Below are 22,372 nucleotides of genomic sequence, written 5' to 3' on the forward strand. Positions count from 1 at the left end.
GCCCGGCACCGCCCGACCTGAGCTATCGCGGCGTGCAGGGAGTCCGCCGACGGCGCAGAAGGGCGCTCACCAGGCCCGCCCCGACTCCTCCACCGAGGATTCCGGCTCGCCGCGGGGCGCCGAGCCGGAGTTGTCGGGCGGGGTCGGCGCCCAGCCGGCGGCCGGTTCCCCGGTCGACAGTTCGGCGATCTCGCCGGAGCGGACGGCCGGCGTGTGCCCCAGCTCGGCGCAGTACCGCTCGGCGACACCGGCGCAGACCTCCACGACCCGTTCCCGGTGCGCGGCGTCAACCAGGTCCGCGCCGGCCAGCGCGGCCGTCATCTCGTACCGGAGATCCCGCATGCCCACCCCCGTGGCCGGGCGCGACGCCGGCGGCCCGCCCTCGCGCCGATGGTATGCGCTGAGACCGCGCCGCCCGCCGCGAACGCGTCGACACCGCCCCGCCGGGGACCAGCCGGTCAGCGGGGCGGGGCCACCGGGTTCGGCAACGCGCCGCCGAAGCGGCGGTCCCGCTGGGCGTACAGCTCGCAGGCGTACCAGAGGTGACGGCGGTCGAAGTCCGGCCAGAGCGTGTCGAGGAAGACCAGTTCGGCGTACGCGCTCTGCCAGAGCAGGAAGTTGGAGGTGCGCTGCTCGCCGGAGGGGCGCAGGAAGAGATCGACCTCGGGGACCTCCGGGTGGTAGAGGTACCTGCCGATGGTCTTCTCGGTGACCTTGTCCGGGTCGAGCTTGCCGGCCGCCACGTCCCGGGCGATCGCGGCGGCCGCGTCGGCGATCTCCGCCTGGCCGCCGTAGTTGACGCAGAACTGCAGGGTCAGCGTCGAGTTGCCCCGGGACATCTCCTCGGCGGTCTGCAACTCGGAGATCACGCTCTTCCACAGCCGCCCGGCCCGACCCGACCAGACCACCCGGACGCCCAGGTCGACGAGTTGGTCCCGGCGGCGACGGATCACGTCCCGGTTGAAACCCATCAGGAACCGGACCTCCTCCGGCGAGCGCCGCCAGTTCTCCGTGGAGAAGGCGTACGCCGACAGGTAGGGGATGCCCAGCTCGATCGCGCCCTCGACGGTGTCGAAGAGGCTGTGCTCGCCCTGCTCGTGGCCCTTGGTCCGGGGCAGCCCGCGCTCCTTGGCCCAGCGGCCGTTGCCGTCCATGACCACGGCGATGTGCTTCGGCAGCGCCCCGTCCGGCAGGGCCGGCGGCCGGGCCCCGGACGGGTGCGGAGTCGGTGGCACCGGCTCCCGCCGGACGGCCCTCATCGATCGGATCACTTACGCATTCTCCCTGTTCACGCCAGTGGCGGCGGGTCCGGCGCCGGGGCGCGGCGGGACCACACCCGGCCCCGCGCCGCCGGGCGGCGGGACCGTGCCGGCCCCCGGGGCACCCCGGTCGACCAGCGGCAGCGAGCGTAGCGCGCGCTCCAGGTGCCACTGGAGGTGCGCCGCGACCAGCCCGCTGCACTCCCGGCGCACTCCGGTCTCGGTGGCGTCGGCGTACACCCAGTCGCCGGTGGTCAGCGCGGACATCAGGTCGACGGTGGCCGGGGCGGGATGGGCGGCGCCCGGTGGCCGGCAGTCCGGGCAGACCGTCCCGCCGGCCGGTACGGAGAACGCCCGGTGCCCACCCGGCGTGCCGCAGACCGCGCAGGCGGTCAATGCGGGCGCCCATCCGGCCAGCGCCATCCCGCGCAGCAGGTAGGCGTCGAGCACCAGCGTGGTGGCGTGCTCGCCGCGCGCCAGCGACTTCAACGCGCCGAGGGTGAGCTGGAACAACCGCAGCGACGGCTCCCGCTCGACCGGGGTGAGCCGTTCCGCCGTCTCGGCGATGGCGCTGGCCGCCGTGTAGCGGGGGTAGTCGCCGAGGAACCGCTTGCCGTAGAGGTCGATCCCCTCGACCTGACTGACGGTGTGCAGCGAGCTGCCAAGGTTGCCCTTGGGGTCGCCGGCGAGCTGGACGTCGACGTGCCCGAACGGCTCCAGCCGGGCGCCGAACCGGCTGGAGGTGCGCCGCACGCCCCGGGCCACCGCGCGCAGCCGGCCGTGCCGGCGGGTGAGCAGGGTGATGATCCGGTCGGATTCGCCCAACTTCTGCACACGCAGCACCACCGCGTCGTCGCGGTAGAGCTGTCGGCGGTATCCGGCCACCCGGTCATTCTCCCTCGGGGTGCGATCTCAGGGTCGGTTCGGGGTCGATCGGCGGTCGAACCCGGATGTGCCGCCCCGAGGGTCGGCCGTAGCGTGCTGGCCATGGCTCAGCAGCGAACCATCGTGACCGTCGCGGCCGCGGCCGCAGCCGCCCTGACCCTCCTGAGCGGGTGTGAGACCCTGGCGTTCCGCCAGCTGGACTACGACAACACCGAGGCGGTACGAATCACCCGGATCACCGTGCAGCCGGGCGCGGGCGACGTAACGGTGCGCGGCTCCGGTTCCGCCGCCGAGGTACGCATCAAGCGGGTGGTCCGCTACCACGGCGACCAGCCCCAAACCCGGTACGAGATCAACGGCGACGAGTTGGTGCTGGACACCCGCTGCGGCCACCGGTGCAGCATCTCCTGGGACGTGACCGTCCCCGAGGGCGTGGCGGTACGCGGCGAGAACGGCTCCGGGGACATCGTGCTGAGCCGGGTCGGCACGGTGGACGTCAAGCTGGGCTCCGGCGATATCAAGGTGACCACGGCGCGCGGCGACATCCGGGCCGAGACCAGCTCCGGGGACATCGCAGTGGTCGACGCGACCGGCGCGGTCCGGCTGCATGCCTCCTCCGGCCGGGTCGAGGCGCGGCAGTTGGCCGCCGGGGTGGACGCGGAGGCCGCCTCGGGAGACGTGACCGTCGAGCTGGCAGAGCCGGCCTCGGCCCGGGTGCACGCCGGCAGCGGCGACGTGGAGCTGACCGTGCCGGAAGGGCGGTACCGGGTGCGCTCCAGCACCGGCTCCGGCAAGGCCGCCGTGGAGGTGGCCAACGACCCGGGGGCCGCCCTACTGCTCGACGTCCGCACCGGCAGCGGCGACGTCACGATCACCCGACGCTGAGGCCGGGGGGAACGCTGCCGGCGCCGGGTCGGCGGATCAGCGGGTTTCGACCTCGGTGTCCGCCCACTCGGCCGCGCCCCGTGGCGTGGGCACCCGGCCCGGCCCGGACCCGGCGGGGCGGCCCGCCCGCGCACCGGCCGCCACCAGCTCGGCCTCCACGCCGACCGGCGCGGGGCTGACCGGTGCGGTCGCCGCCCGCTGGGCCGGGGCCCGCCGCGAGCGGCCGGGGATCGCCTCCGGCGTACGCCGGGCCGCCACGTCCTCGACCCAGCCGAACAGCAGGGTGACCACACCGACCAGCGCGAACACCAGCGCCACCCGGATCACCAGGTTGAACGAGTCGCGCGGGGCCCAGCCGACCAGACCGAACAGCGGGGTGAGCGCCACCACGAACGACATGTGCCACAGGTAGACGGTCAGCGCACGCCGGTTCAGCACGGTGACCGCCCGGCCCAGCGCCGGGATGCGGTCCACCCAGGGCGCCTCGGCCGGGGCCCGGCCGATCGCCACCAGGATGAACGCGGCCGACCAGACGGCGTTGCCGAGGTGGTTGTCGTTCAGGTCGTAGCCGCGTGGGCCGGGGTGGGTGAAGATCCAGGTCAACCCGGCAGCGCCGAGGGCGAGCACGGCGGGCACCAGCACCCGGTTGCTGAGCCGGCGGAGCATGCCGTCGTGGTGGGCGAACCCGAGCAGCCAGGCGCCGAAGTACAGGCCGAACTCGCGTAGCACGACCGGCGCGTCCGGGTAGATGCCGAACTCGATCACCAAAAGCAGCACGTACGGGGCGAGGACGGTGGGCAGCGGGGCCCGGCGGAACAGCCAGAGGACCAGCGGCGAGGCGAGCACGAACCACAGGTAGTCCCGCAGGTACCAGATCGGGCTCAGCGCCAGCGCACCCCAGTGGTTGGCCGGCGGGTCGCTGACCGGGAAGAGCCAGAGCAGCGCCTTCGGGGTGAACGGCAGCCCGGTGAGCAGCATGGCCGGCACGAAGATCGCCGCGAGCACCCACAGCGACGGCAGCAGGCGGCGCAACCGGCGCGCCACGGCCGGCACGCCGGTCCGGTCCAGCGACGCGGCCATCAGCGAGCCGGCGAGCGCGAACATCACCGACATCGCCGGAAAGATCAGGGTCAGGGCCGCCGACCCGACGACGTGGTAGACGACGACTCGAACGATGGCCAGGAATCGGAGCAGATCCAGGTATCGGTTTCGCATCAGCCTGCAGCAATGTCCGGGGGCAAGGGAGCAACGCTTTCCCTACCCTCCGACCCGGTGGGGCGAAACCGCGAGCAGATCAGGCCAGAAGTGAAAGATCCCATAATTCCGACCGATCCGGATCATTCCGAATCCGGGCCGCCGGTCCGTATTCCGGCACCGGCGACCCAGGCCCGCGGTCAGAAGCCCAGCTTGCGCAGCTGCTTCGGGTCGCGCTGCCAGTCCTTGGCGACCCGGACGTGCAGGTCGAGATAGATCCGGGTGCCGAGCAGCTCCTCGATCTGCCGGCGGGCGGTGGTGCCGACCTCCTTGAGCCGGCCGCCCCGGTGACCGATCATGATCGCCTTCTGGCTCGGTCGCTCGACGTACACGTCGGCGTAGATCTTGGTGAGCCGGCCCTCCGGGATCATCTCCTCCACCACCACGGCGATGGAGTGCGGCAGCTCGTCCCGGACGCCTTCCAGGGCCGCCTCGCGGATCAGCTCGGCGACCAGCACCTGCTCCGGGTCGTCGGTGAGCATGTCGTCCGGGTAGAGCTGCGGCGACTCCGGCAGGTAGCCGGTCATCACGTCGACCAGGGTGTCCACCTGGTGCCCGGAGACCGCGCTCACCGGCACCACATCGGCGAAGTCGGCCAGCTCACTCACCGCGAGAAGCTGCTCGGCCAGCCGCTTCTTGTCCACCAGGTCGGTCTTGGTCACCACGGCCAGCACGGTCGCCTTCAGGCTTGCCAGCTCACCGGTGATGAACCGGTCACCCCGACCGATCGGCTCGTTCGCCGGGATGCAGAGGCCGATCACGTCGACCTCGCTCCACGTCTCCCGGACCAGGTCGTTCAGCCGCTCGCCGAGCAGCGTACGGGGACGGTGCAGCCCCGGCGTGTCGACCAGGACGAGCTGCGATTCCGGCCGGTGCAGCACGGCGCGGATGACGTGCCGGGTGGTCTGTGGCTTGTTCGAGGTGATCGCGATCTTGGTGCCGACGATCGCGTTGGTCAGCGTCGACTTGCCGGCGTTGGGCCGCCCGACGAAGCAGGCGAACCCGGCCCGGTAGGGAGGCTGTTCCAGATCGCTCACGCCGCCGCCCCGCCACGCTCGACGGCGGCGCGCGGCGCCACGCTGCTGAGCCAGATGGTCCGCTCGCTCACTCGACCACCGTGCCGAGGACGGTGCCGTCCGGCGCGGCCACGTGGATCGGCGCGTCGGCGGAGAGGTCCCGCACAGCGGCGTGACCGGCGCCGTCCAGCGTTGAGGCCTCGGTCACCACCACGGCGGCCTCCAGCCGGCTGGCGCCGGCGGCCACCGCCGAGGCGACCGCGAGCTGGAGCGCGGTCAGGGTCAGCGACGGCAGCGCGACGCTGGCCGCCGCGTACGTCCGGCCGTCCTGGTCGCGGACCGCCGCGCCCTCCACGGCACCGACCCGGCCGCGCGCGCCCCGGGCCAGGACGACCAGTTTGCCGTCCTCGGCGCTCAACACGGCGGGGTCGGACGGGGCGGGCCGGGCAGCCGGCACGGCGGGTGACTCAGGCATCGGCGGGTTGCCTCTCCTCGGAACGATTCTGGTTACCGCGGGGCTCGGCGTGCTCGCCTCGCCCCGCGCTGTCGGATGCATCGCTCGGCGCGGCCCGGCTCACCAGCACGGTGTCGATCCGGTTACGCCGACCGGTGGTGCCCTCGGCGATCAGCCGGAGCCCGGCCACCTCGGCCTCGGCGCCGGGGATCGGCACCCGCCCGAGCGACTGGGCGAGCAGACCAGCGACCGTCTCCACCTCGTCGGTGGGCAGCTCGGTGTCGAACAGCTCACCCAGGTCCTCCACCGGCAGCCGGGCGGTCACCCGCACGGCCCCGTCCGCCAGGCGCTCGACCGGCGGGCGTTCGACATCGTACTCGTCGGTGATCTCACCGACGATCTCCTCCAGGATGTCCTCGATGGTGACCAGGCCACCGGTGCCGCCGTACTCGTCGACGACGATGACCATGTGGTTGCGGGCCGCCTGCATCTCGGAGAGCAGGTCGTCGACCGGCTTGGACTCCGGCACGAAGGTCGCCGGGCGCATCAGCTCCGAAACCGGGAGCTGGGTGGTGCGCGGATCGCCCCCCTGGGTACGCCGGATCAGGTCCTTGAGGTAGAGCACGCCGAGCACGTCGTCCACGCTCTCGCCGATCACCGGGATCCGGGAGAAGCCGGAGCGCAGGAAGAGCGCCAGCGCCTGGGCGAGCGTCTTGCGCTCCTCGATCCACACCATCTCGGTACGCGGCACCATCACCTCGCGGGCGATGGTCTCGCCGAGGGCGAAGACCGAATGGATCATCTGGCGTTCGCCGTGCTCCACGACACCGCGCTGCTCGGCCAGGTCGACCAGCTCGCGCAGCTCCACCTGGGTGGCGAAGGGCCCCTCCCGGAAGCCCCGCCCCGGGGTGACCGCGTTGCCGATCAGGATCAGCAGCGAGGCGAGCGGGTTGAGCGCCCGGCCCAACCAGCGCACCAGCGGCGCGACCGCACGGCCCACCGCGTACGCGTGCTGCCGGCCCAGCGTGCGGGGCGCGACGCCGACCACCACGAAACTGACCACGGTCATCGCCCCGGCGGTGACCAGGGCGGCCCGCCAGCCGGCGCCGAAGGTGTCCACCGCCACCAACGCGACCAGCGTGGTGGCGGTCAGCTCGGCCAGCAGCCGGAGCAGGAGCAGCAGGTTGAGATGGCGGACCACGTCACCGGCGACCGCCTGGAGGGTACGCGCGCCGCGCGCCCCGTCCCGGGCCAGCTCGGCGGCCCGGGCCGGCGAGACGGCGGCCAGCGCCGCCTCGGTCATCGCGATGAGGCCGGCGAGCACCACCAGCCCCGCCGCGACGACGATGAGCTGGAGATCGGGCAGATTGGCAGGGTCGCTGCCGGCTGCCAGGGTGGTCATCATGCCGACCGGGTCGACCGCCAGCTGGCCAGCAGTCGAGCCTGCAGACCGAACATCTCCCGTTCCTCCTCCGGCTCCGCGTGGTCGTAGCCGAGCAGGTGCAGCACCCCGTGCACGGTGAGCAGGTGCAGCTCGTCGGCGGCCGAGTGGCCGGCGGTGGCTGCCTGCTTGGACGCCACCTCGGGGCAGAGCACGATGTCACCGAGCAGCGCCGGCTCGCCGCCGGCCGGGGCGTTCTCCCCCGGACCGTGGTCGACGCTGCCCTCGTCCATGGGGAAGGCGAGCACGTCGGTCGGGCCGTCGCCGCCCATCCAGCGGTGATTCAGCTCGGACATGTAGTCGATGTCGACCAGCAGCACGGAGAGCTCGGCGAGGGGGTTGACCCCCATCTCGTCGAGGGCGTGCCGGGCGACGGCGAGCACGGCGTCGGTGTCGACCTCGACACCCGACTCATTGGCGATCTCGATGGACAACTTGTCTTTCCTCTGGTGATTAGCGGCGCCGGCCGGCCCGGCCGCCCTGGGCGGTCCGCTCGGACACGGCGCGCACGCTCTGTGCCTGCTGGTTCTCCCGCTCGGCGTCCCAGCGGGCGTACGCGTCGACGATCTCGCCGACCAGCTTGTGCCGGACCACGTCGGAGCTGGAGAGCTGGGCGAAGTGCACGTCCTCGACATCGCTCAGGATCTCCCGGACCACCCGCAGGCCGCTGGTCGTCCCGCCCGGCAGGTCCACCTGGGTGACGTCACCGGTGACCACGATCTTGGAACCGAAGCCGAGCCGGGTGAGGAACATCTTCATCTGCTCGGGCGTGGTGTTCTGCGCCTCGTCCAGGATGATGAAAGCATCATTAAGCGTCCTGCCCCGCATGTACGCCAGCGGCGCCACCTCGATCGTGCCGGCCGCCATCAGCTTCGGGATGGACTCCGGGTCGAGCATGTCGTGCAACGCGTCGTACAGCGGGCGCAGGTACGGGTCGATCTTCTCGTTCAGGGTGCCGGGCAGGAAGCCCAGCCGCTCCCCCGCCTCGACCGCCGGCCGGGTCAGGATGATCCGGTTGACCTGCTTGGCCTGGAGCGCCTGGACGGCCTTCGCCATCGCCAGGTAGGTCTTGCCGGTGCCGGCGGGGCCGATGCCGAAGACGATGGTGTGCGCGTCGATCGCGTCGACGTAGCGCTTCTGGCCGAGCGTCTTGGGACGGATGGTGCGTCCGCGCCGGGAGAGGATGTTGAGCGTCAGGACCTCGGCGGGCCGCTCGGTGCTGCCCTGCTCGAGCATGCCGACGGTACGCCGCACGGCGTCAGTGGTCAGGGTCTCGCCTTTCTCGATGAGTTCGAGCAACTCGCTGAAGAGACGCTCGGCGAGGGCGTTGTCCGCGGGCGCGCCCGTGATGGTGATCTCGTTGCCGCGCACGTGGACGTCACTGTTGACCGAGCGTTCGACGAGTCGCAGGATCTCGTCGCCCGCGCCGAGCAGGTTCACCATGATCTTCTGGTCGGGGACCGTGATCCTGGTCTGCACCCGGGGCGGGCCGGGAGGTGGGGTGCCGGTCATAGGTCGGGCCGTCGGGCCCTGCGCCACCTGCTTCCGATCTCGGTCGCCGAGCCCTGCCGGCACGGCGTACGGTTCCACCCATCGTATCGGGTCAACACCGGCCGCACCCCGCCCATTTCCGCCGGTAGGAGATCAACTGCCGGTGCGGAAGTCGTACCCCTCGAAGGTCTCCTGTTGGCGGGTGAAGCGGTAGGTCGCCCAGTGCATCCGGATCACCGCGCCGCGCTCGTCGCGGGTCAACCGCAGCAGCTCACCCACCTCGCGCCCGGCGACGGTACGGAACACGTCCGGCCGGTCCGGCAGCGGCGCGAACACCGCCGGCGGCTTGCCGGCCGGGTCGTCCGCGCCCCGGGCCCGCAGCGTCCCGTCGTGCCAGGAGAAGACGTACTCGAAGCCCTCGCCCCACCAGCGGCCCAGCATCCCGCGCAGGTGCTCGGGGGCCGGCGGGCCGGGGCGCCACGGCTCGATGTCGGCCGGGTCGTGCTCGGCCGCCGCGGCGAGCAGCTGGTGCGGCAGGTCGAACACCTCCACGCCGGTGCCGGAGGAGCCGAGCACCGCGCACCCCATCGCGCCCGCGGTGCCGTCCCCGCCGCGCCGGCCGTAGACGGCGGCCAGGAAACCGGGCATCGCCCCGTCGTGCCCCACGTGCACCACCCGCCCCGACTGTGGCACCACGATCAGGCCCAACCCGAAGCCGGCCGACCACAGCGCCTCGTCGGTGGTGGTCAGCGGCCAGCGCATCTCGTCGAGGGTGGCCGGGGCGAGCACCGCGCCGGCCGGGTCCAGCGCGGCCGGATCGGCCAGGAAGGCCGCCCAGCGCGCCATGTCCGGCGCGGTGCTCCAGAGCTGCGCGGCCGGGGCTACCCCGCCGAAGTCGGTCGGCGGCTCCGGGCGCGCCTCGTCGGAGTACGCGTCGACCAGGAACCCGGTCGCCGCCCGGTCGCCGGGGGTGGGGCCGGTGGCGGTCAGCCCGAGCGGGGCGAGCACCCGCTCGGCCAGCACCTCCGCCCAGGTGCCGCCGCGCAGCCGGGCGACCAGCTCGCCGAGCAGCGCCATCCCGAGGTTGGAGTAGTGGTAGCGCCGGCCGGTCGGCAGCACCCGCTCCACCCGGGCCAGGTCGGCGATCAGCTCGGCCGCGTCGGGGGCCCGCAGCGTGTCCCAGACGTCGCCGTGCGGCTCGCGCTGGAGGCCCGCGGTGTGCGACAGCAGCCGGCGTACGGTCAGCTCGCCGTGCGCCGGCAGGTCGAGGTGCCGCCCGATCGGGTCGTCCAGGTCGAGCAGGCCGTCGTCCCGGCACTGCAGCACCAGCACCGAGGTGAAGGGCTTGGTGACCGAGCCGATCCGGAACACCGTGTCCGGGCCGAGCGGGGTGTCGTTGCCGGTCCCGCCGACCGCACAGGTCCAGAGCGGCCGGTCGGCCCGGTGCAGGGCGACCGAGACCGCCGGGATCCGGCCCTGGGCCTGCGTCTGCCGCACCATCCGGCCCAGCCGGTCATGCACCGTGATCATGGGTGCAGTCTAGGGAAGGGCTCAGCGGCAGAGCATCGGGCCGAGCGGCGCGCCGCCGAAGACGTGCGCGTGCACGTGGAATACCTCCTGGCCGGCGTACGCCCCGGTGTTGAACATCAGCCGGAAACCGTCGGCGAGCAGCCCCTCATCCTCGGCCACCGTGGCGGCGGTGGCCAGCACCTCACCGGCCAGCCCCGGGTCGCCCTGGGCGAGGGTGGCCACGTCCGCGTAGTGCTCCTTCGGGATCACCAGCACGTGGGTGGGTGCCTTGGGGTCGATGTCGCGGAAGGCGAGGGTGGTGGCGGTCTCCCGCACGATGGTGGCCGGAATCTCCCCGGCGACGATCCGGCAGAACAGGCAGTCGGTTCCCATTCCGGCAGTGTAAGGAAGGGTCCCCTGTTATCGCTTTCCGCATAGGAAGGGCCCTTGTTAACCGGCGTGCCCGGTGCGGCACGATGGCGCACATGACGGGACGGGCGGTACTGGTGACGGGGGCCTCGCGTGGCATCGGGCGCGCGGTGGCCCAGGCGTTCGCGGCGGGCGGGGACCGGGTGGCGATCCACCACCGGGACTCGGCGGAGCCGGCCGAGAAGCTGCGCGCGGAGCTGCCCGGCGACGGACACGTGGTGGTCCGCGCCGACCTCACCGACCCGGACGCGGTACGGGCGATGGTGGACGCGGCGGCGGAGCGCCTCGGTGGGCTCGACGTCCTGGTCAACAACGCCGGCGTGTACGGCCCGGCCGACCCGCCGCACCCGGTCTTCGAGAGCTCCTACGAGCAGTGGCGGCAGCAGTGGCGGCAGGTGCTGGACACCAACCTGTTCGGCGCCGCGAACGCTGCCTGGTGCGCCGCGCAGCACATGCGCGAGCGGGGCGGGCGGATCATCAACGTCTCCTCCCGGGGCGCGTTCCGGGGTGAACCGGACAACCCCGCGTACGGGGCGAGCAAGGCGGGGATGAACGCGATGGCCCAGTCCCTCGCGGTGGCCCTCGCGCCCTACGGCATCGCGGTGGCGAGCGTCGCCCCCGGCTTCGTCGAGACCGACATGACCACCGAGCACCTCCATGGCCCCCGGGGCGACGCGATCCGCGCCCAGTCCCCGTTCCGCCGGGTGGCGCGCCCCGAGGAGATCGCCGCTGCGGTGCGCTGGCTGGCCAGCCCCGAGGCCGAATGGGCCGCCGGCACCATCATCGACCTCAACGGCGCGTCCTACCTGCGGAGCTGATCCCGCCTCTCCGCCTCGGCATCGGTCGGTACCGCGCCGCCCAGCTCCGCGCGCCCGTGCCGGATCACCAGCGGTTCAGGCGGGCGGAGAGGACGCTGAGGGCGGCGACGCCGGCTGTGGAGGTGCGCAGCACGGACGGGCCCAGCCGGACGGTACGGGCACCGGCCTCGCGGAAGGCCGACAGCTCGGCGGGAGCGATACCGCCCTCGGGCCCCACCACCAGCACGATCTCGCCGATTTCCGGCAGATCGGCGGTGGTGAGGCGTTCCTCGGCCTCCTCGTGCAGCACGAACGCGGCGGCCGCCCCGGCGATCCGTCGGGCCACCGTCGCGGTGGACTCGTCGGGCGTGCCGGCCACCACCGGCAGCCAGGCGCGGCGGGCCTGCTTGGCCGCTTCCCGGGCGGTGGCCGCCCACTTCTCCCGGGCCCGTACGCCCCGGTCGCCGCGCCACTGGGTCACCGAGCGGGACGCCGCCCAGGGAACGATCTCGTCCACCCCGACCTCGGTCATCGCCTGCACGGCCAACTCGCCCCGGTCGCCCTTGGCGATGCCCTGCACCACGACGAGCCGGGGAAGGGACGCGTCGACGTACCCCCGGGAGGTGACCGCCAGGTCGAGGGTGCCCCGGCCGACGGCGGTGACCACCGCGCCGGCCGTGCCGCCCCGGCCGTCGGCGAGCAGCAGCTCCTCGCCGACCCGCAGCCGCTGCACGGTGGCGGCGTGATGCCCCTCCGGGCCGTCGAGGGTCAGCGTGTCGCCGGTGGGCAGCGCCTCGACCAGGAACAGCGGCGCCGACACGCTAGGCGTGCCCGTTGAAGGCGTCACGCATCCGGGAGAAGAAGCCGCCCTGCTTGGTCAGCTCGGCGACCTCCTCGCCCCGGGTCTTGGCGAACTCGCGCAGCATCCGCTCCTGGTCGGCGTCGAGCTTCGTCGGGGTACGCACGTCCAGGTGGACGTAGAGGTCGCCCCGACCGGTGCCGCGCAGGTGCGGTACGCCCCGGGCGCGCAGCCGCAGCGTGCTGCCCGGCTGGGTGCCCGGCTTGACGTCGACCGTCTCCTCGCTGTCCAGCGTCTTGATGGTGAGCCGGGTGCCGAGCGCGGCGGCGGTCATCGGCACGGTGACCCGGCAGTGCAGGTCGTCGCCCTTGCGCGAATAGACGTCGTGCGGCCGCTCGTGGATCTCCACGTAGAGGTCGCCGGCCGTGCCGCCGCCGGGGCCGACCTCGCCCTGCTGGGCCAGCCGGATCCGCATGCCGTCCTCGACGCCCGCCGGAATCTTGACGGTGAGCGAGCGGCGGGTCCGCACCCGGCCGTCACCGGCACAGGTCGGGCAGGGGTGCGGGATGGTGGTGCCGTAGCCCTGGCAGACCGTGCACGGCCGGGCGGAGACCACCTGGCCGAGGAAGGTCCGCTGCACCGACTGCACCTCGCCCCGGCCCCCGCACGCCTCGCAGGTGGCGAGGTGGGTGCCCGCCGCGGTGCCCGCGCCCGAGCAGGTGGTGCAGAGCACGGCGGTGTCGACCGTGATCGGGGCCTCGACGCCGAACGCCGTCTCGTTGAGGTCCAGTTCCAGCCGCAGGATCGCGTCCGCGCCCGGCCGGGTACGCGGACGCGGGCCACGCGCACCGCCGGCGGCGCCGCCGAAGAACGCGTCCATGATGTCCTGGAACCCGACGAACGGGCCGGCGCCACCCGGACCGCCCGGCCCGGCGCCCCCGCCGCCCGGTGCCAACGGGTCGCCGCCCAGGTCGACGATCTGCCGTTTCCGGTCGTCCGAGAGGACCTCGTACGCGGCGTTGATGTCCTTGAACTTCTCCTGTGCCTCCGGATCCGGATTGACGTCCGGGTGGAACTGCCGCGCCAGCTTGCGGTAGGCGCGCTTGATCTCGTCGTCGGAGGCTTCCCGGCTGACGCCGAGAATGCCGTAGTAGTCCCTGGCCACTGCGTTCGGTGTCCTCATGTTCGTCTCGCGTTGCGCCGGTCGCCGGCCTCAGGCCGGCCGTCGCCCCTGACTGGTCAGTTCTGGGCCAGCAGCTCGCCCACGTAGCGTGCCACGGCCCGCACCGTGGCGATGGTGCCGGGGTAGTCCATCCGGGTCGGCCCGAGCACCCCCAGGCCGCCGACGATGGTGCTACCCGGGCCGTACCCGGTGCTGACGACCGAGGCGGCCCGCAGATTGTCGATCTCGTTCTCGTCGCCGATCAGCACCCGGGTGGTGCTCGGCTCGGTCTCGCCGATGAGCTTGAGCAGCACGACCTGCTCCTCGAGCGCCTCGAGGACGGGCCGCAGGGTGCCCTGGAAGTCGAGCAGGCCGCCCCGGGTGAGGTTGGCCGTGCCGGCCAGCGCGATGCGTTCCTCGTGTCGCTCGACCAGCGTCTCCAGCAGCACGCTGGAGAGCGTGGCCATGGCCGGCCGCAGCTGCGGCGAGGACTCGTCCACCAGCGCCTGGACCAGCGGCGGCGTGTCCGACAGCCGGGTGCCGACCAACTTTTCGTTGACCAGCCGGCGCAGGTCGGTGACCTCCTCGACCGAGGTCGGCCCGGGCAGCTCGACCAGCCGCTGCTCGACCCGTCCGGTGTCGGCGATCATGACCAGCATCAGCCGGGTGGTGGAGATCGGCACCAGTTCCAGGTGGCGCACCTTGGAGCGGGCCAGGCTCGGGTACTGCACCACGGCCACCTGCCGGGTGAGCTGGGCCAGCAGTCGCACCGTGCGGTGCACCACGTCGTCCAGGTCGACCGCGCCGGCCAGGAAGCGCTCGATGGCCCGGCGCTCGGCCGGGCTGAGCGGCTTGACCCGGGAGAGTCGGTCGACGAAGAGCCGGTAGCCACGGTCGGTGGGCACCCGGCCGGCGCTGGTGTGCGGCTGCCGGATGTAGCCCTCGTCCTCCAGTACGGCCATGTCGTTGCGGACGGTGGCCGGGGAGACGCCGAGTTGGTGGCGCTCGACCAGGGACTTGCTGCCGACCGGCTCCTGCGTGGCGACGTAGTCCTCGACGATCGCGCGGAGCACGGCGAGCTTGCGGTCGTCGAGACCCATCTCCCCACCTCCTGACGCACCTCGGCCCGCCCGGCGTGCGGCAGCACCTGTTCGGGCAGGCGACCCGCGGCACCGGTCGAGCGTCTGGCACTCGACTGTAGCGAGTGCCAGTCTACGTCGGCGCGCCCACCGACGCGATGATCAGTGACGGACCCCGGGTGCGGCCCGCCGCACACTTCGCCAGAGCCGAACAGTCGGACATCCGGGTCGGTGTCGGTCTGGTGCATCCTTGCGAACGGGACCTAACGTGACGTCCATGACTGAACCACCTCGCCCTCCCGGAGCGGGGGACCCCGGCGCCCAGCCGCCGGGCGAGACCCCGCCGTCGGCACCATACGGCTCGCCCTCGGCGAACGAGCCCACCGCACCAATGTCCGGCGCACCCGGCGGCGCCGGCTATCCCCCTCCCGGTGGCTATCCGCCGCCGGGCGGCTACCCACCCCCGGGCGGCTACCCCCCACCTGGCGGCTATCCCCCGCCCGGTGGCTACGCCAGCAGCGATGACAAGACCTGGGCGCTCGTGGCGCACTTCGGCGGCGCGGCCGGCGCGCTGATCAGCTTCGGCCCGCTGGGTTTCGTCGGTCCGCTCGTCGCCTACCTGGCCCGCGGCCAGCAGTCCCCGGCCGTCCGGGCGCACGCCCTGGCCGCGCTGAACTTCCAGATCCTCTGGTCGATCATCGCGTTCGTGCTGCTCTTCGTGAGCTGGTGCCTGCTCTTCCTGCCCAGCATCGCGGTGGTGGTGATCCAGATCCTGTTCGGGATCATCGCCGGCATGCGGGCCAACGAGGGGCAGCTCTACCGCTATCCGATGTCCGCCAGCTTCATCAAGTGATCAGGACCCGGCCGGCCGGCGGCCGGCCGGGTCCCGGTCAGGGCAGCAGGTCGCGGACCACCGCGTCGGCCAGCAGCCGGCCGCGCAGGGTGAGCACCGCCCGGCCTTCGGCGTACCCGTCGGCGGTCAGCAGACCGTCGGCCAGCGCCCGCCGCGCGCCGGCCCGGCCCACCTCGTCGAGCGCGTCCAACGGCAGGCCGGCGGCGAGCCGCAGCCGCAGCATCACGTCCTCCATGTGTGCCTCGTCGGGGGTGAGCACCTCCCGGGCCAGGCCCGGTGACCGCCCCGCGGCCAGGCGTCCGGCGTACGCGGTCGGGTGCTTGACGTTCCACCAGCGCACCCCGCCGACGTGGCTGTGCGCCCCCGGACCGAGGCCCCACCAGTCGCCGCCGGTCCAGTAGAGCAGGTTGTGCCGGCACCGGGCCGCCTCGGAACGGGCCCAGTTGGAGACCTCGTACCAGGAGAAGCCGGCCGCGTCGAGGGCGGCCTCCGCGGCCAGGTAGCGGTCCGCCGCCACGTCGTCACTCGGGTACGCCAGCTCGCCGCGGCGCATCCGCGCGGCCAGCCGGGTGCCCTCCTCCACGATCAGGGCGTACGCGCTGACGTGGTCCACGCCCGCCGCCACCACCTGCGCCAGCGAGGCGGCGAAGTCCTCCGCGCGCTCCCCCGGCGTGCCGTAGATCAGGTCCAGATTCACGTGGTCGAACCCGGCGTTTCGCGCCTCCGATGCGGCGGCGGTGGCCCGGCCGGCGCTGTGCTTCCGGTCCAGGACGGCCAGCACCCCGGGCGCGGCGGACTGCATGCCCAGCGAGATCCGGGTGTAGCCGGCCGCCCGCAGCGTCTTCAGCGACTCCGGGGTGACCGATTCCGGGTTGGCCTCGGTGGTCACCTCGGCGTCGGCGGCCAGCCCCCAGGTCCGGTCGATGCCGTCCAGGATGCGGGCCAGGTCGTCGGCCGGGAGCAGGGTGGGCGTGCCGCCGCCCACGAAGACGGTGTCCACCCGGGGTGGTGGGGTGTCGCCCAGCACCCGGGCGGCGAGCGCCAGCTCGGCCAGCACCGTCTCGGCGTACGTCTCGCGACTGGCGCCGCCGCCCAGCTCCGCCGCCGTGTAGGTGTTGAAGTCGCAGTATCCGCAGCGGCTGGCGCAGAACGGGACGTGCACGTAGACGCCGAAGCCGCGCGCGCCGACGGCACGCAGGGCGGCGGGGGGCAGCGATCCGTCGACCGGGACGGATTCGCCTTCTGGAAGAGCGCCGGGCATGGCCACTAGTGTGCCCGGCATGACCTCTCCGGATGCTCTCGTGCGGGTCGCCACGGCCCGTGGGGTGACCACCCTCACCCTGGACAGCCCGCACAACCGCAACGCGCTCTCCACCCCGCTGATGACCGAGCTGCTGGCCGGGCTGGCCGCGGCGGTCGCCGACGACGCGGTCCGGGCGGTCGTGCTGGACCACACCGGCCCGGTCTTCTGCTCCGGGGCGGACCTGAAGGAGACCGCGGCCGCGTACGCCAGCGGGACGGTGCCGGCCGGGATGCTCGGCGACGTGCTGGTGGCGGTCCGGGAGTGCCCCAAGCCGGTGCTGGCGAAGGTGGCCGGGCCGGCCCGGGCCGGCGGGCTGGGTCTGATCGCCGCGGCCGACCTGGCGGTCTGCGCCCAGGAGGCGACCTTCGCTTTCACCGAGGTCCGGATCGGGGTGATCCCGGCGGTGATCTCGGCGACCGTGCTGCCCCGGCTGCACCCCCGGGCCGCCGCCGAGCTGTACCTGACCGGCGACACCTTCGACGGCCGGCGGGCCGCCGAGATCGGTCTGGTCACCGCCGCCGTGCCGCTGGCCGGCCTGGACGAGGCGGTGGCGGGCTACTGCGCCTCGCTGGTGAAGGGTGCGCCGAAGGCGCTCGCCGGTACCAAGGAGCTGCTGCGCCGGCCGGCCGCCACCGACCTGCGGGCGGAGATCGCCGAGTTGGCCGAGCTGTCCACCGGGTACTTCCTCTCCGCGGAGGGCCGGGAGGGGGTGGCCGCGTTCCGGGAGAAGCGACCAGCTCGATGGGTGGCCGCTCTGGACGGTGGCCCGGCAGAGAGCGCGAGCTAGGACCGGAGGCAGCAGAGGGCGGGCGCGGCCAGGACAGCCGGCAGCGGACGGGCGGGCGCGGTCGGTGGCGGGCCGGTGACGGAACGGGAGGCAACCGGTCGGTCGAGCCGTCCGTCGCTTCCGGGACGTACGCTGGTCGGGCTGTGGGACAGGAGGTGCCGGTGCGAACTCGGGTTGCGATCGTGGCGGCCGGTGTGGTGGTGGCCGTCGTCGCCCTGCTCGGCGTCTGGTTCGTCACGAAGCAGTTCGGGCGGCACCTCGGGCTCCCGCTGGCCAGCCGCACCTGCACCGTCGAGGCCGACGGGCGGGTCGTGCTCAGTGCCGAACAGATGGCCAACGCGGCCACCATCGCGGCGATCGGAGTGCAGCGGAAGATGCCCGAGCGGGCCGTGGTGGTAGCGCTGGCGACCGCGTACCAGGAGTCACACCTGCGCAACATCGCGCACGGCGACCGGGACTCGCTGGGCCTGTTCCAGCAGCGCCCGAGCCAGGGCTGGGGCACCCCCGAGCAGGTCCAGGACCCGCGCTACGCGGCGAACAAGTTCTACGCCGCGCTGAAGAAGGTCAAGGGCTGGGAGAAGATGCGGGTCACCGAGGCGGCCCAGCGGGTGCAACGGTCCGCCTTCCCCGAGGCGTACCAGAAGTGGGCCGCCGACTCGGAGGTCCTCACCCGCGCGCTGCTCGGCCACGCGACCGGCGCGGTGGCCTGCACGGTCGGGTCGAAGCCGACGATGCGCGGCCCGGCCGCGGCGGCGGCCCTGGTGGAGAGCCTGGCGCTGGACTGGGGCCTGCCCGACCTCACCGCACCCACCGACCTCACCGGCTTCACCGTCCCGGCGGCGGACAGCCGCAACGGCTGGCGGTACGCGCACTGGCTGGTCTCGCACGCCGACGACCACGGCGTGAAGCTGGTGCGCTTCGGTGACCTGGAGTGGACGGCCGAGCACGGCACCTGGGCCAAGGTGAAGGGCGGCCGGGCCGCCCCGACGCAGGTGCTCGCGGAGGTCTTCGCCGCGACCTGACCCGGTCCGGGCCGGCGCGCCGAGGGTGGGGCCCGGTGCCCCGTCAGCGGCCGGCGGTGTCGAGGCGGCGGCGGACCTTCGCCCGCAACGGCTCGGGCAGCTCCGGCACGTCGAGCAGCCGGGGCAGCAGCGCGGGCTCCAAGGTGGTCGCCCGGAACACCTCGCCGACGGTCACCCCGTGCGCCGGGCGGTCCACCACCTCGACCGGGTCGCCGGCACCGACCTCGCCCTCTCGCAGCACCCGCAGGTACGCGCCGGGCGCGGCCCGGACGGTGAACCGCTTGACCAGATCGGGCACGCCCCAGAAACCGGCGAAGGTGGTGCACGGGGTACGCGGCTTGGTCACCTCCAGCAGGGCGGAGCCCACCGCCCACCGCTCGCCGACCACCGCCCCGGTGACGTCCACCGCGTACGTGGTCAGGTTCTCGCCGAAGGCGCCCGGCCGGACGGCCCGGTCCAGCTCGGTGGCCCACCAGCCGGCGTCCTCCTCGGCGTACGCGTACACCGCCTGGTCGGGGCCGCCGTGGTGGGCCCGCTCGCCGATGAAGTCGCCGAGCACCCCGGCGAACCGGATCGCCACCCGGCCCGCGGTCGGCCGCTTGTCGATTCCGCTGCGACCGCTCGGGTCGCCCGCCCACTCCGCCTCGGTCACCCCGCCGAGGTTCACCGCCACCAGCCTGCCAGTCATGGCGGTGAGCCTACGGCCCTCCTTAACCCTTCACCGCCCCGGCGACAAGGCCGGAGACCATCCGGCGCTGCACCAGGAGGAAGAAGACGATCACCGGCAGGGTGAACAGCGTCGAGGCGGCCATGACCGAGCCCCAGGCGGTGTCGTCCCGCCCGAAGAAGAAGGTCATCGCCACCGGCAGGGTGTACTTGTGCTGGTCGTTGATGAAGGTCAACGCGAAGATCAGCTCGTTCCAGGCGGTGATGAAGGAGAAGATGCTGGTCGCGACGAGGCCCGGGGCGACCAGCGGGAAGAGGATCCGGCGGAAGGTCTGGGCCCGGCTGGCGCCGTCGATCGCCGCCGCCTCCTCCAGCTCCTTCGGCACCGCGGCCACGAAGCCACGCAGCATCCAGACCGCGAACGGCAGCGAGAAGCCCAGGTAGGTCAGGATCAGGCTGGGCAGGGTGTTGTAGAGCCCGAGCCGCTGGATCATCAGGAAGAGCGGGATGACCAGCGCCTCCAGCGGGATCATCTGCACCACCAGCAGCAGGATCAGGAACGTGGTGCGCAGCCGGAACCGGAACCGGGCCACCGCGGTCGCCGCGAGCAGCGCGACCAGCCCGCTGAGCAGCACCGTCGCCACCGCGACCAGCACGCTGTTGAGGAAGAAGTCGCCGAACGTCACCCCCGGGATCAGGTTCCCGGTGAGGATCTCCCGGTAGTGCTCCAGGGTGGGCTCGGCCGGCACCGGACGTGGCGTGGCCGAGAAGATCTCCCGGTTGGGTTTGAGTGAGGTGGCGACCATCCAGTAGACCGGAAAGGCCGCGAAGAGCGCGACCAGCAGGCCGGCCCCGTTGAGGGCGATCTTCTTCACGACGCGTCCTCCTGCCTCTTCATCACGACGCGTCCTCCTGCCGGAGCACCATGCGGACGTACAGGGCGGTCACCGCGAGCAGGATCAGGGTGAGGATGACCGCGATCGCCGACCCGAGGCCGTACTTCGGCGGCGGTGAGAACGCCTCCGCGTACGAGTAGATCGAGAGCATGAAGGTCGTCCGGTCCTGGGTGCCACCGGCCAGCACGAACTGCTGGGTGAAGACCTTGAAGTCCCAGATCGTGGAGAGCACGACGAGGATGCCGAAGACCGGGCGCAGGGTCGGGAAGGTGACCGACCAGAAGACCCGCCACGGCCCGGCCCCGTCCACCCGGGCCGCCTCCTGCAGCTCGCTCGGCACGCTCTTCAGCCCGGCCAGCACGCTCACCGCGATGAACGGGAACGAGTGCCAGACCACCACCAGGGTCAGGATCGCGAAGAAGAGCAGGGGGTCGTTGAACCAGCCGTACCCGGTCCAGTCGCTACGCCCGAAGAGCGCGGTGGAGAGCCCGTCCGGAAGCTTGTTGAACAGCCAGGTGACCAGGCCGCTGGTGTCGTCGAAGATCCACTTCCAGACGATGGTGCCGGTCAGCGCCGGGGTGGCCCAGGCCAGCATCACGCAGCTCGCGACGAAGGTGGCCATCCGCTTGCCGAGCCGGTTGAGCAGCAGCCCGACCAGGGTGCCGAGGATCATCGTGAGCGCGACGTTCGCCATGGCGAAGAGCACGGTGTTGCGCAGCACCGTACGGAAGAACGGGTCGCCGAGGATCTGGGTGTAGTTCGCCAGGCCCACCCACGGCCACTCGCGGTCTCCCCGGAGCTGCCGGACGCTGTCCAGCTTGTAGAAGGACATCATCACGACCTGGCCGAGCGGCCACAGCAGCAGCACCGCGATGATCGCGAGACAGGGCAGGAGCAGCACGTACGGGAGGTGGTCCACGCGGCGCCGCCGCGCGGGGGTCTCCCGCGCGGCGGTCGTGCCGGTGCCCTCGGTCAGCGTGGTCACTTGGCGTTGAGGATGCTTTCCATCTCGGTGGCCGCGTCGGCGGTGGCCTTCTCCACGGTCTTCTGGCCCTTGATGACCGAGCTGTTCATGGCCTGGGTCACCGTCTTGGTCCGGCTGACCTCCACCCACTTCGGGGTGAGCGGCGTCACCTTGGTGTTCTGCATGGCGGTGGCGAACGCCGCCATCACCTTGTCGTTGGCGTAGGTGCCGCCGCCGACCAGGTCCTGGTAAACGGGGAAGAAGCCGAGGCTGCTGGCGAACTCCTGGTCCTTCTGCTTGCTCAGCAGCACGGTCAGGTAGTCCCAGGCCAGCTCCTGCCGCTTGCTGTCCTTCCACAGGGCGATGTCGGAACCACCGGCGAAGGCCGGGGCCGGCTTGCCGTCCGGGCCCGGGATGGGGAAGGTGCCCCACACCTTCTCGATGTCCGGGTTGTCCTTCTTCATCGCGCCGCCCTGCCAGCTACCGGCGAACGCCATGGCGGCCTTGCCGGTGGCGAACTGGGTGCGGGCGTCGACCTCGTTCCAGCCGGCCGCGGCCGGCGGGGCGACCTTGTGGACGGTCACCAGGTCGGTCCAGAACTTGACCGCCTTCTGCGCCTCCGGCGTGTTGTAGCCGGACTTCCAGGTGTCACCCTGCTTGGTGGCGATCTCGCCGCCGGCGGCCCAGAGGAAGGAGTAGAACGGCAGCTCGGAGTTGCCGGGCAGGGCGATGCCGTAGGTGTTCGGCTTCTTGGCCTGGACGGCCTTGGCGGCGGCGACCAGCTCGTCCCAGGTCGTCGGCGGCTGCACGCCGGCCTCGGCGAACCAGTCGGTGCGGTAGTAGACCGCGCGCACGCCGGCGTACCAGGGGACGCCGTACTGCTTGCCGTCGAGCTGGGCGTTCTTCACCAGGTCGGGGAGGATGTCCTTACCCTCGGCCCAGCTGTTGAACTTGTCGGTGACGTCGGCGAGGGCCTCCTGCGCCGCCCAGCCCTGGGTCTCGGTGTTGCCCAGCTCGGTGACGTCCGGTCCTTCACCGCCGGCGAGCGCGGCCTGGAACTTCTTCGGCGCCTCAAGCCAGGGAATGTACTGCACCACCACGTCGGTCTCGGGGTGCTTCTTCTTGAACTCGGCCTCGACGCTGTCGAGGAACTTGGTCTGGGCCTCGCCGCCCTCGCCCATCATCCAGACCGTCAGCTTGCTGTTGTCCGCGGCCTTGTCGTCATCCCCGGAGCCACCGCAGCCGGCCAGCACCATCGCGGCCGAGGCCACGACGGCGGTGACCGGAGCCAGCCGCTTCCACCTGTTCACGCCATATCTCCCTCGCGATGGTTTGGCACTAACCTTCTCCGCCGCACCATAGTAGGAAAATTTCCTTTACAACAGGGGGGTGGCCGCGGCGACCGGGCGTGGCGACGGTAT

Annotated in this window: 24 protein-coding genes; 5 read left to right on the plus strand and 19 right to left on the minus strand. The window is 72.5% G+C overall.

Annotated elements, in window-relative coordinates:
* Positions 1-66: 66 nt before the first annotated feature.
* From GA0070604_RS24785 to recO, 3 genes are all read right to left on the minus strand, one after another.
* A complete protein-coding gene (locus GA0070604_RS24785; protein WP_244162073.1) occupies positions 67-342 on the minus strand; it encodes a thioredoxin reductase in 276 nt (91 codons plus the stop codon).
* A gap of 116 nt (positions 343-458) precedes the next feature.
* Positions 459-1,259, minus strand: a complete 801-nt coding sequence (locus GA0070604_RS24790) for an isoprenyl transferase (protein WP_091127392.1) — start codon at positions 1,257-1,259, stop codon at positions 459-461.
* A 12-nt stretch (positions 1,260-1,271) separates the two neighbouring features.
* Positions 1,272-2,144 (minus strand): DNA repair protein RecO, encoded by an 873-nt coding sequence (gene recO, locus GA0070604_RS24795; RefSeq protein WP_091123410.1) that lies wholly within the window; start codon positions 2,142-2,144, stop codon positions 1,272-1,274.
* A 102-nt stretch (positions 2,145-2,246) separates the two neighbouring features.
* On the opposite strand from recO, the gene GA0070604_RS24800 reads away from it, so the two are divergent.
* Complete coding sequence (locus GA0070604_RS24800; protein ID WP_091127393.1) at positions 2,247-3,029, plus strand: DUF4097 family beta strand repeat-containing protein; 783 nt, start codon at positions 2,247-2,249, stop codon at positions 3,027-3,029.
* 36 nt (positions 3,030-3,065) lie between these two features.
* Here the strand turns inward: GA0070604_RS24800 and GA0070604_RS24805 are convergent, their stop codons facing one another.
* The 8 genes from GA0070604_RS24805 to GA0070604_RS24840 form a co-directional block, all read right to left on the minus strand.
* The gene (locus GA0070604_RS24805) at positions 3,066-4,244 is read right to left on the minus strand and encodes an acyltransferase family protein (RefSeq protein WP_091123414.1); all 1,179 of its coding nucleotides are present in this window, start codon (positions 4,242-4,244) and stop codon (positions 3,066-3,068) included.
* 179 nt (positions 4,245-4,423) lie between these two features.
* A complete protein-coding gene (gene era / locus GA0070604_RS24810; protein WP_091123418.1) occupies positions 4,424-5,320 on the minus strand; it encodes a GTPase Era in 897 nt (298 codons plus the stop codon).
* Positions 5,321-5,387: 67 nt separating this feature from the next.
* Complete coding sequence (locus GA0070604_RS24815; protein WP_091123421.1) at positions 5,388-5,774, minus strand: cytidine deaminase; 387 nt, start codon at positions 5,772-5,774, stop codon at positions 5,388-5,390.
* Positions 5,767-7,179: a hemolysin family protein gene (locus GA0070604_RS24820; RefSeq protein WP_208602344.1), complete on the minus strand. Its 1,413-nt coding sequence runs from the start codon at positions 7,177-7,179 to the stop codon at positions 5,767-5,769. The genes GA0070604_RS24815 and GA0070604_RS24820 overlap by 8 nt, the downstream gene beginning before the upstream one ends.
* Entirely contained in the window at positions 7,155-7,628 is a 474-nt protein-coding gene (gene ybeY, locus GA0070604_RS24825; protein ID WP_091123427.1) for an rRNA maturation RNase YbeY, read from the minus strand. Before ybeY ends, GA0070604_RS24820 begins: the two co-directional genes overlap by 25 nt.
* A gap of 19 nt (positions 7,629-7,647) precedes the next feature.
* Positions 7,648-8,706 carry a PhoH family protein gene (locus GA0070604_RS24830; protein WP_091123430.1) on the minus strand — a complete coding sequence of 353 codons (1,059 nt, stop codon included), beginning with the start codon at positions 8,704-8,706 and terminating at the stop codon, positions 7,648-7,650.
* 132 nt (positions 8,707-8,838) lie between these two features.
* On the minus strand, positions 8,839-10,215 hold the full coding sequence (locus tag GA0070604_RS24835; protein ID WP_091123432.1) for a serine hydrolase domain-containing protein: 1,377 nt from the start codon (positions 10,213-10,215) through the stop codon (positions 8,839-8,841).
* Between the two features lie 21 nt (positions 10,216-10,236).
* Positions 10,237-10,587, minus strand: coding sequence for a histidine triad nucleotide-binding protein (locus GA0070604_RS24840; protein WP_091123435.1), 351 nt, complete (start codon positions 10,585-10,587; stop codon positions 10,237-10,239).
* 92 nt (positions 10,588-10,679) lie between these two features.
* On the opposite strand from GA0070604_RS24840, the gene GA0070604_RS24845 reads away from it, so the two are divergent.
* On the plus strand, positions 10,680-11,441 hold the full coding sequence (locus GA0070604_RS24845) for an SDR family NAD(P)-dependent oxidoreductase (protein WP_091123439.1): 762 nt from the start codon (positions 10,680-10,682) through the stop codon (positions 11,439-11,441).
* Positions 11,442-11,505: 64 nt separating this feature from the next.
* Here the strand turns inward: GA0070604_RS24845 and GA0070604_RS24850 are convergent, their stop codons facing one another.
* The 3 genes from GA0070604_RS24850 to hrcA all read right to left on the minus strand — a co-directional run bounded on the left by GA0070604_RS24850 (position 11,506) and on the right by hrcA (position 14,481).
* A complete protein-coding gene (locus tag GA0070604_RS24850) occupies positions 11,506-12,240 on the minus strand; it encodes a 16S rRNA (uracil(1498)-N(3))-methyltransferase (protein WP_091123443.1) in 735 nt (244 codons plus the stop codon).
* Position 12,241: 1 nt separating this feature from the next.
* A complete protein-coding gene (gene dnaJ, locus GA0070604_RS24855; protein ID WP_208602345.1) occupies positions 12,242-13,384 on the minus strand; it encodes a molecular chaperone DnaJ in 1,143 nt (380 codons plus the stop codon).
* Between the two features lie 74 nt (positions 13,385-13,458).
* The gene (hrcA, locus tag GA0070604_RS24860; RefSeq protein WP_091123448.1) at positions 13,459-14,481 is read right to left on the minus strand and encodes a heat-inducible transcriptional repressor HrcA; all 1,023 of its coding nucleotides are present in this window, start codon (positions 14,479-14,481) and stop codon (positions 13,459-13,461) included.
* A 256-nt stretch (positions 14,482-14,737) separates the two neighbouring features.
* On the opposite strand from hrcA, the gene GA0070604_RS24865 reads away from it, so the two are divergent.
* Positions 14,738-15,313 carry a DUF4870 domain-containing protein gene (locus GA0070604_RS24865; RefSeq protein ID WP_091123452.1) on the plus strand — a complete coding sequence of 192 codons (576 nt, stop codon included), beginning with the start codon at positions 14,738-14,740 and terminating at the stop codon, positions 15,311-15,313.
* A gap of 37 nt (positions 15,314-15,350) precedes the next feature.
* Here GA0070604_RS24865 and hemW read toward each other — a convergent pair whose 3' ends face one another.
* The gene (hemW, locus tag GA0070604_RS24870; protein ID WP_208602161.1) at positions 15,351-16,574 is read right to left on the minus strand and encodes a radical SAM family heme chaperone HemW; all 1,224 of its coding nucleotides are present in this window, start codon (positions 16,572-16,574) and stop codon (positions 15,351-15,353) included.
* 19 nt (positions 16,575-16,593) lie between these two features.
* Between hemW and GA0070604_RS24875 the strand changes: the two genes are divergently transcribed.
* Positions 16,594-17,403 (plus strand): enoyl-CoA hydratase-related protein, encoded by an 810-nt coding sequence (locus GA0070604_RS24875; protein ID WP_091127394.1) that lies wholly within the window; start codon positions 16,594-16,596, stop codon positions 17,401-17,403.
* A 155-nt stretch (positions 17,404-17,558) separates the two neighbouring features.
* On the plus strand, positions 17,559-18,425 hold the full coding sequence (locus tag GA0070604_RS24880) for a hypothetical protein (protein WP_208602346.1): 867 nt from the start codon (positions 17,559-17,561) through the stop codon (positions 18,423-18,425).
* A 43-nt stretch (positions 18,426-18,468) separates the two neighbouring features.
* Here GA0070604_RS24880 and GA0070604_RS24885 read toward each other — a convergent pair whose 3' ends face one another.
* Genes GA0070604_RS24885 through GA0070604_RS24900 form a run of 4 tightly spaced genes read right to left on the minus strand, consistent with a single transcriptional unit; the run spans position 18,469 to position 22,261 of the window.
* Positions 18,469-19,113, minus strand: a complete 645-nt coding sequence (locus GA0070604_RS24885) for an MOSC domain-containing protein (protein ID WP_091123458.1) — start codon at positions 19,111-19,113, stop codon at positions 18,469-18,471.
* A gap of 22 nt (positions 19,114-19,135) precedes the next feature.
* A complete protein-coding gene (locus GA0070604_RS24890; RefSeq protein ID WP_091123461.1) occupies positions 19,136-19,966 on the minus strand; it encodes a carbohydrate ABC transporter permease in 831 nt (276 codons plus the stop codon).
* A gap of 22 nt (positions 19,967-19,988) precedes the next feature.
* A complete protein-coding gene (locus tag GA0070604_RS24895; RefSeq protein WP_091123465.1) occupies positions 19,989-20,972 on the minus strand; it encodes a carbohydrate ABC transporter permease in 984 nt (327 codons plus the stop codon).
* Complete coding sequence (locus GA0070604_RS24900) at positions 20,969-22,261, minus strand: sugar ABC transporter substrate-binding protein (RefSeq protein ID WP_091123469.1); 1,293 nt, start codon at positions 22,259-22,261, stop codon at positions 20,969-20,971. Before GA0070604_RS24900 ends, GA0070604_RS24895 begins: the two co-directional genes overlap by 4 nt.
* Positions 22,262-22,372 lie beyond the last annotated feature (111 nt).

The sequence above is a fragment of the Micromonospora eburnea genome, assembly GCF_900090225.1.
GTDB lineage: Bacteria > Actinomycetota > Actinomycetes > Mycobacteriales > Micromonosporaceae > Micromonospora > Micromonospora eburnea.

What these genes read in the sequence shown, in the direction of transcription:
- GA0070604_RS24785 (WP_244162073.1), bottom strand. Translation starts at nt 342, where the DNA reads ATGCGGGATCTCCGGTACGAGATGACGGCCGCGCTGGCCGGCGCGGAC.
- GA0070604_RS24790 (WP_091127392.1), bottom strand. Translation starts at nt 1,259, where the DNA reads ATGAGGGCCGTCCGGCGGGAGCCGGTGCCACCGACTCCGCACCCGTCC.
- GA0070604_RS24800 (WP_091127393.1), top strand. Translation starts at nt 2,247, where the DNA reads ATGGCTCAGCAGCGAACCATCGTGACCGTCGCGGCCGCGGCCGCAGCC.
- GA0070604_RS24805 (WP_091123414.1), bottom strand. Translation starts at nt 4,244, where the DNA reads ATGCGAAACCGATACCTGGATCTGCTCCGATTCCTGGCCATCGTTCGA.
- GA0070604_RS24815 (WP_091123421.1), bottom strand. Translation starts at nt 5,774, where the DNA reads ATGCCTGAGTCACCCGCCGTGCCGGCTGCCCGGCCCGCCCCGTCCGAC.
- GA0070604_RS24830 (WP_091123430.1), bottom strand. Translation starts at nt 8,706, where the DNA reads ATGACCGGCACCCCACCTCCCGGCCCGCCCCGGGTGCAGACCAGGATC.
- GA0070604_RS24835 (WP_091123432.1), bottom strand. Translation starts at nt 10,215, where the DNA reads ATGATCACGGTGCATGACCGGCTGGGCCGGATGGTGCGGCAGACGCAG.
- GA0070604_RS24840 (WP_091123435.1), bottom strand. Translation starts at nt 10,587, where the DNA reads ATGGGAACCGACTGCCTGTTCTGCCGGATCGTCGCCGGGGAGATTCCG.
- GA0070604_RS24845 (WP_091123439.1), top strand. Translation starts at nt 10,680, where the DNA reads ATGACGGGACGGGCGGTACTGGTGACGGGGGCCTCGCGTGGCATCGGG.
- hrcA (WP_091123448.1), bottom strand. Translation starts at nt 14,481, where the DNA reads ATGGGTCTCGACGACCGCAAGCTCGCCGTGCTCCGCGCGATCGTCGAG.
- GA0070604_RS24865 (WP_091123452.1), top strand. Translation starts at nt 14,738, where the DNA reads ATGACTGAACCACCTCGCCCTCCCGGAGCGGGGGACCCCGGCGCCCAG.
- hemW (WP_208602161.1), bottom strand. Translation starts at nt 16,574, where the DNA reads ATGCCCGGCGCTCTTCCAGAAGGCGAATCCGTCCCGGTCGACGGATCG.
- GA0070604_RS24875 (WP_091127394.1), top strand. Translation starts at nt 16,594, where the DNA reads ATGACCTCTCCGGATGCTCTCGTGCGGGTCGCCACGGCCCGTGGGGTG.
- GA0070604_RS24885 (WP_091123458.1), bottom strand. Translation starts at nt 19,113, where the DNA reads ATGACTGGCAGGCTGGTGGCGGTGAACCTCGGCGGGGTGACCGAGGCG.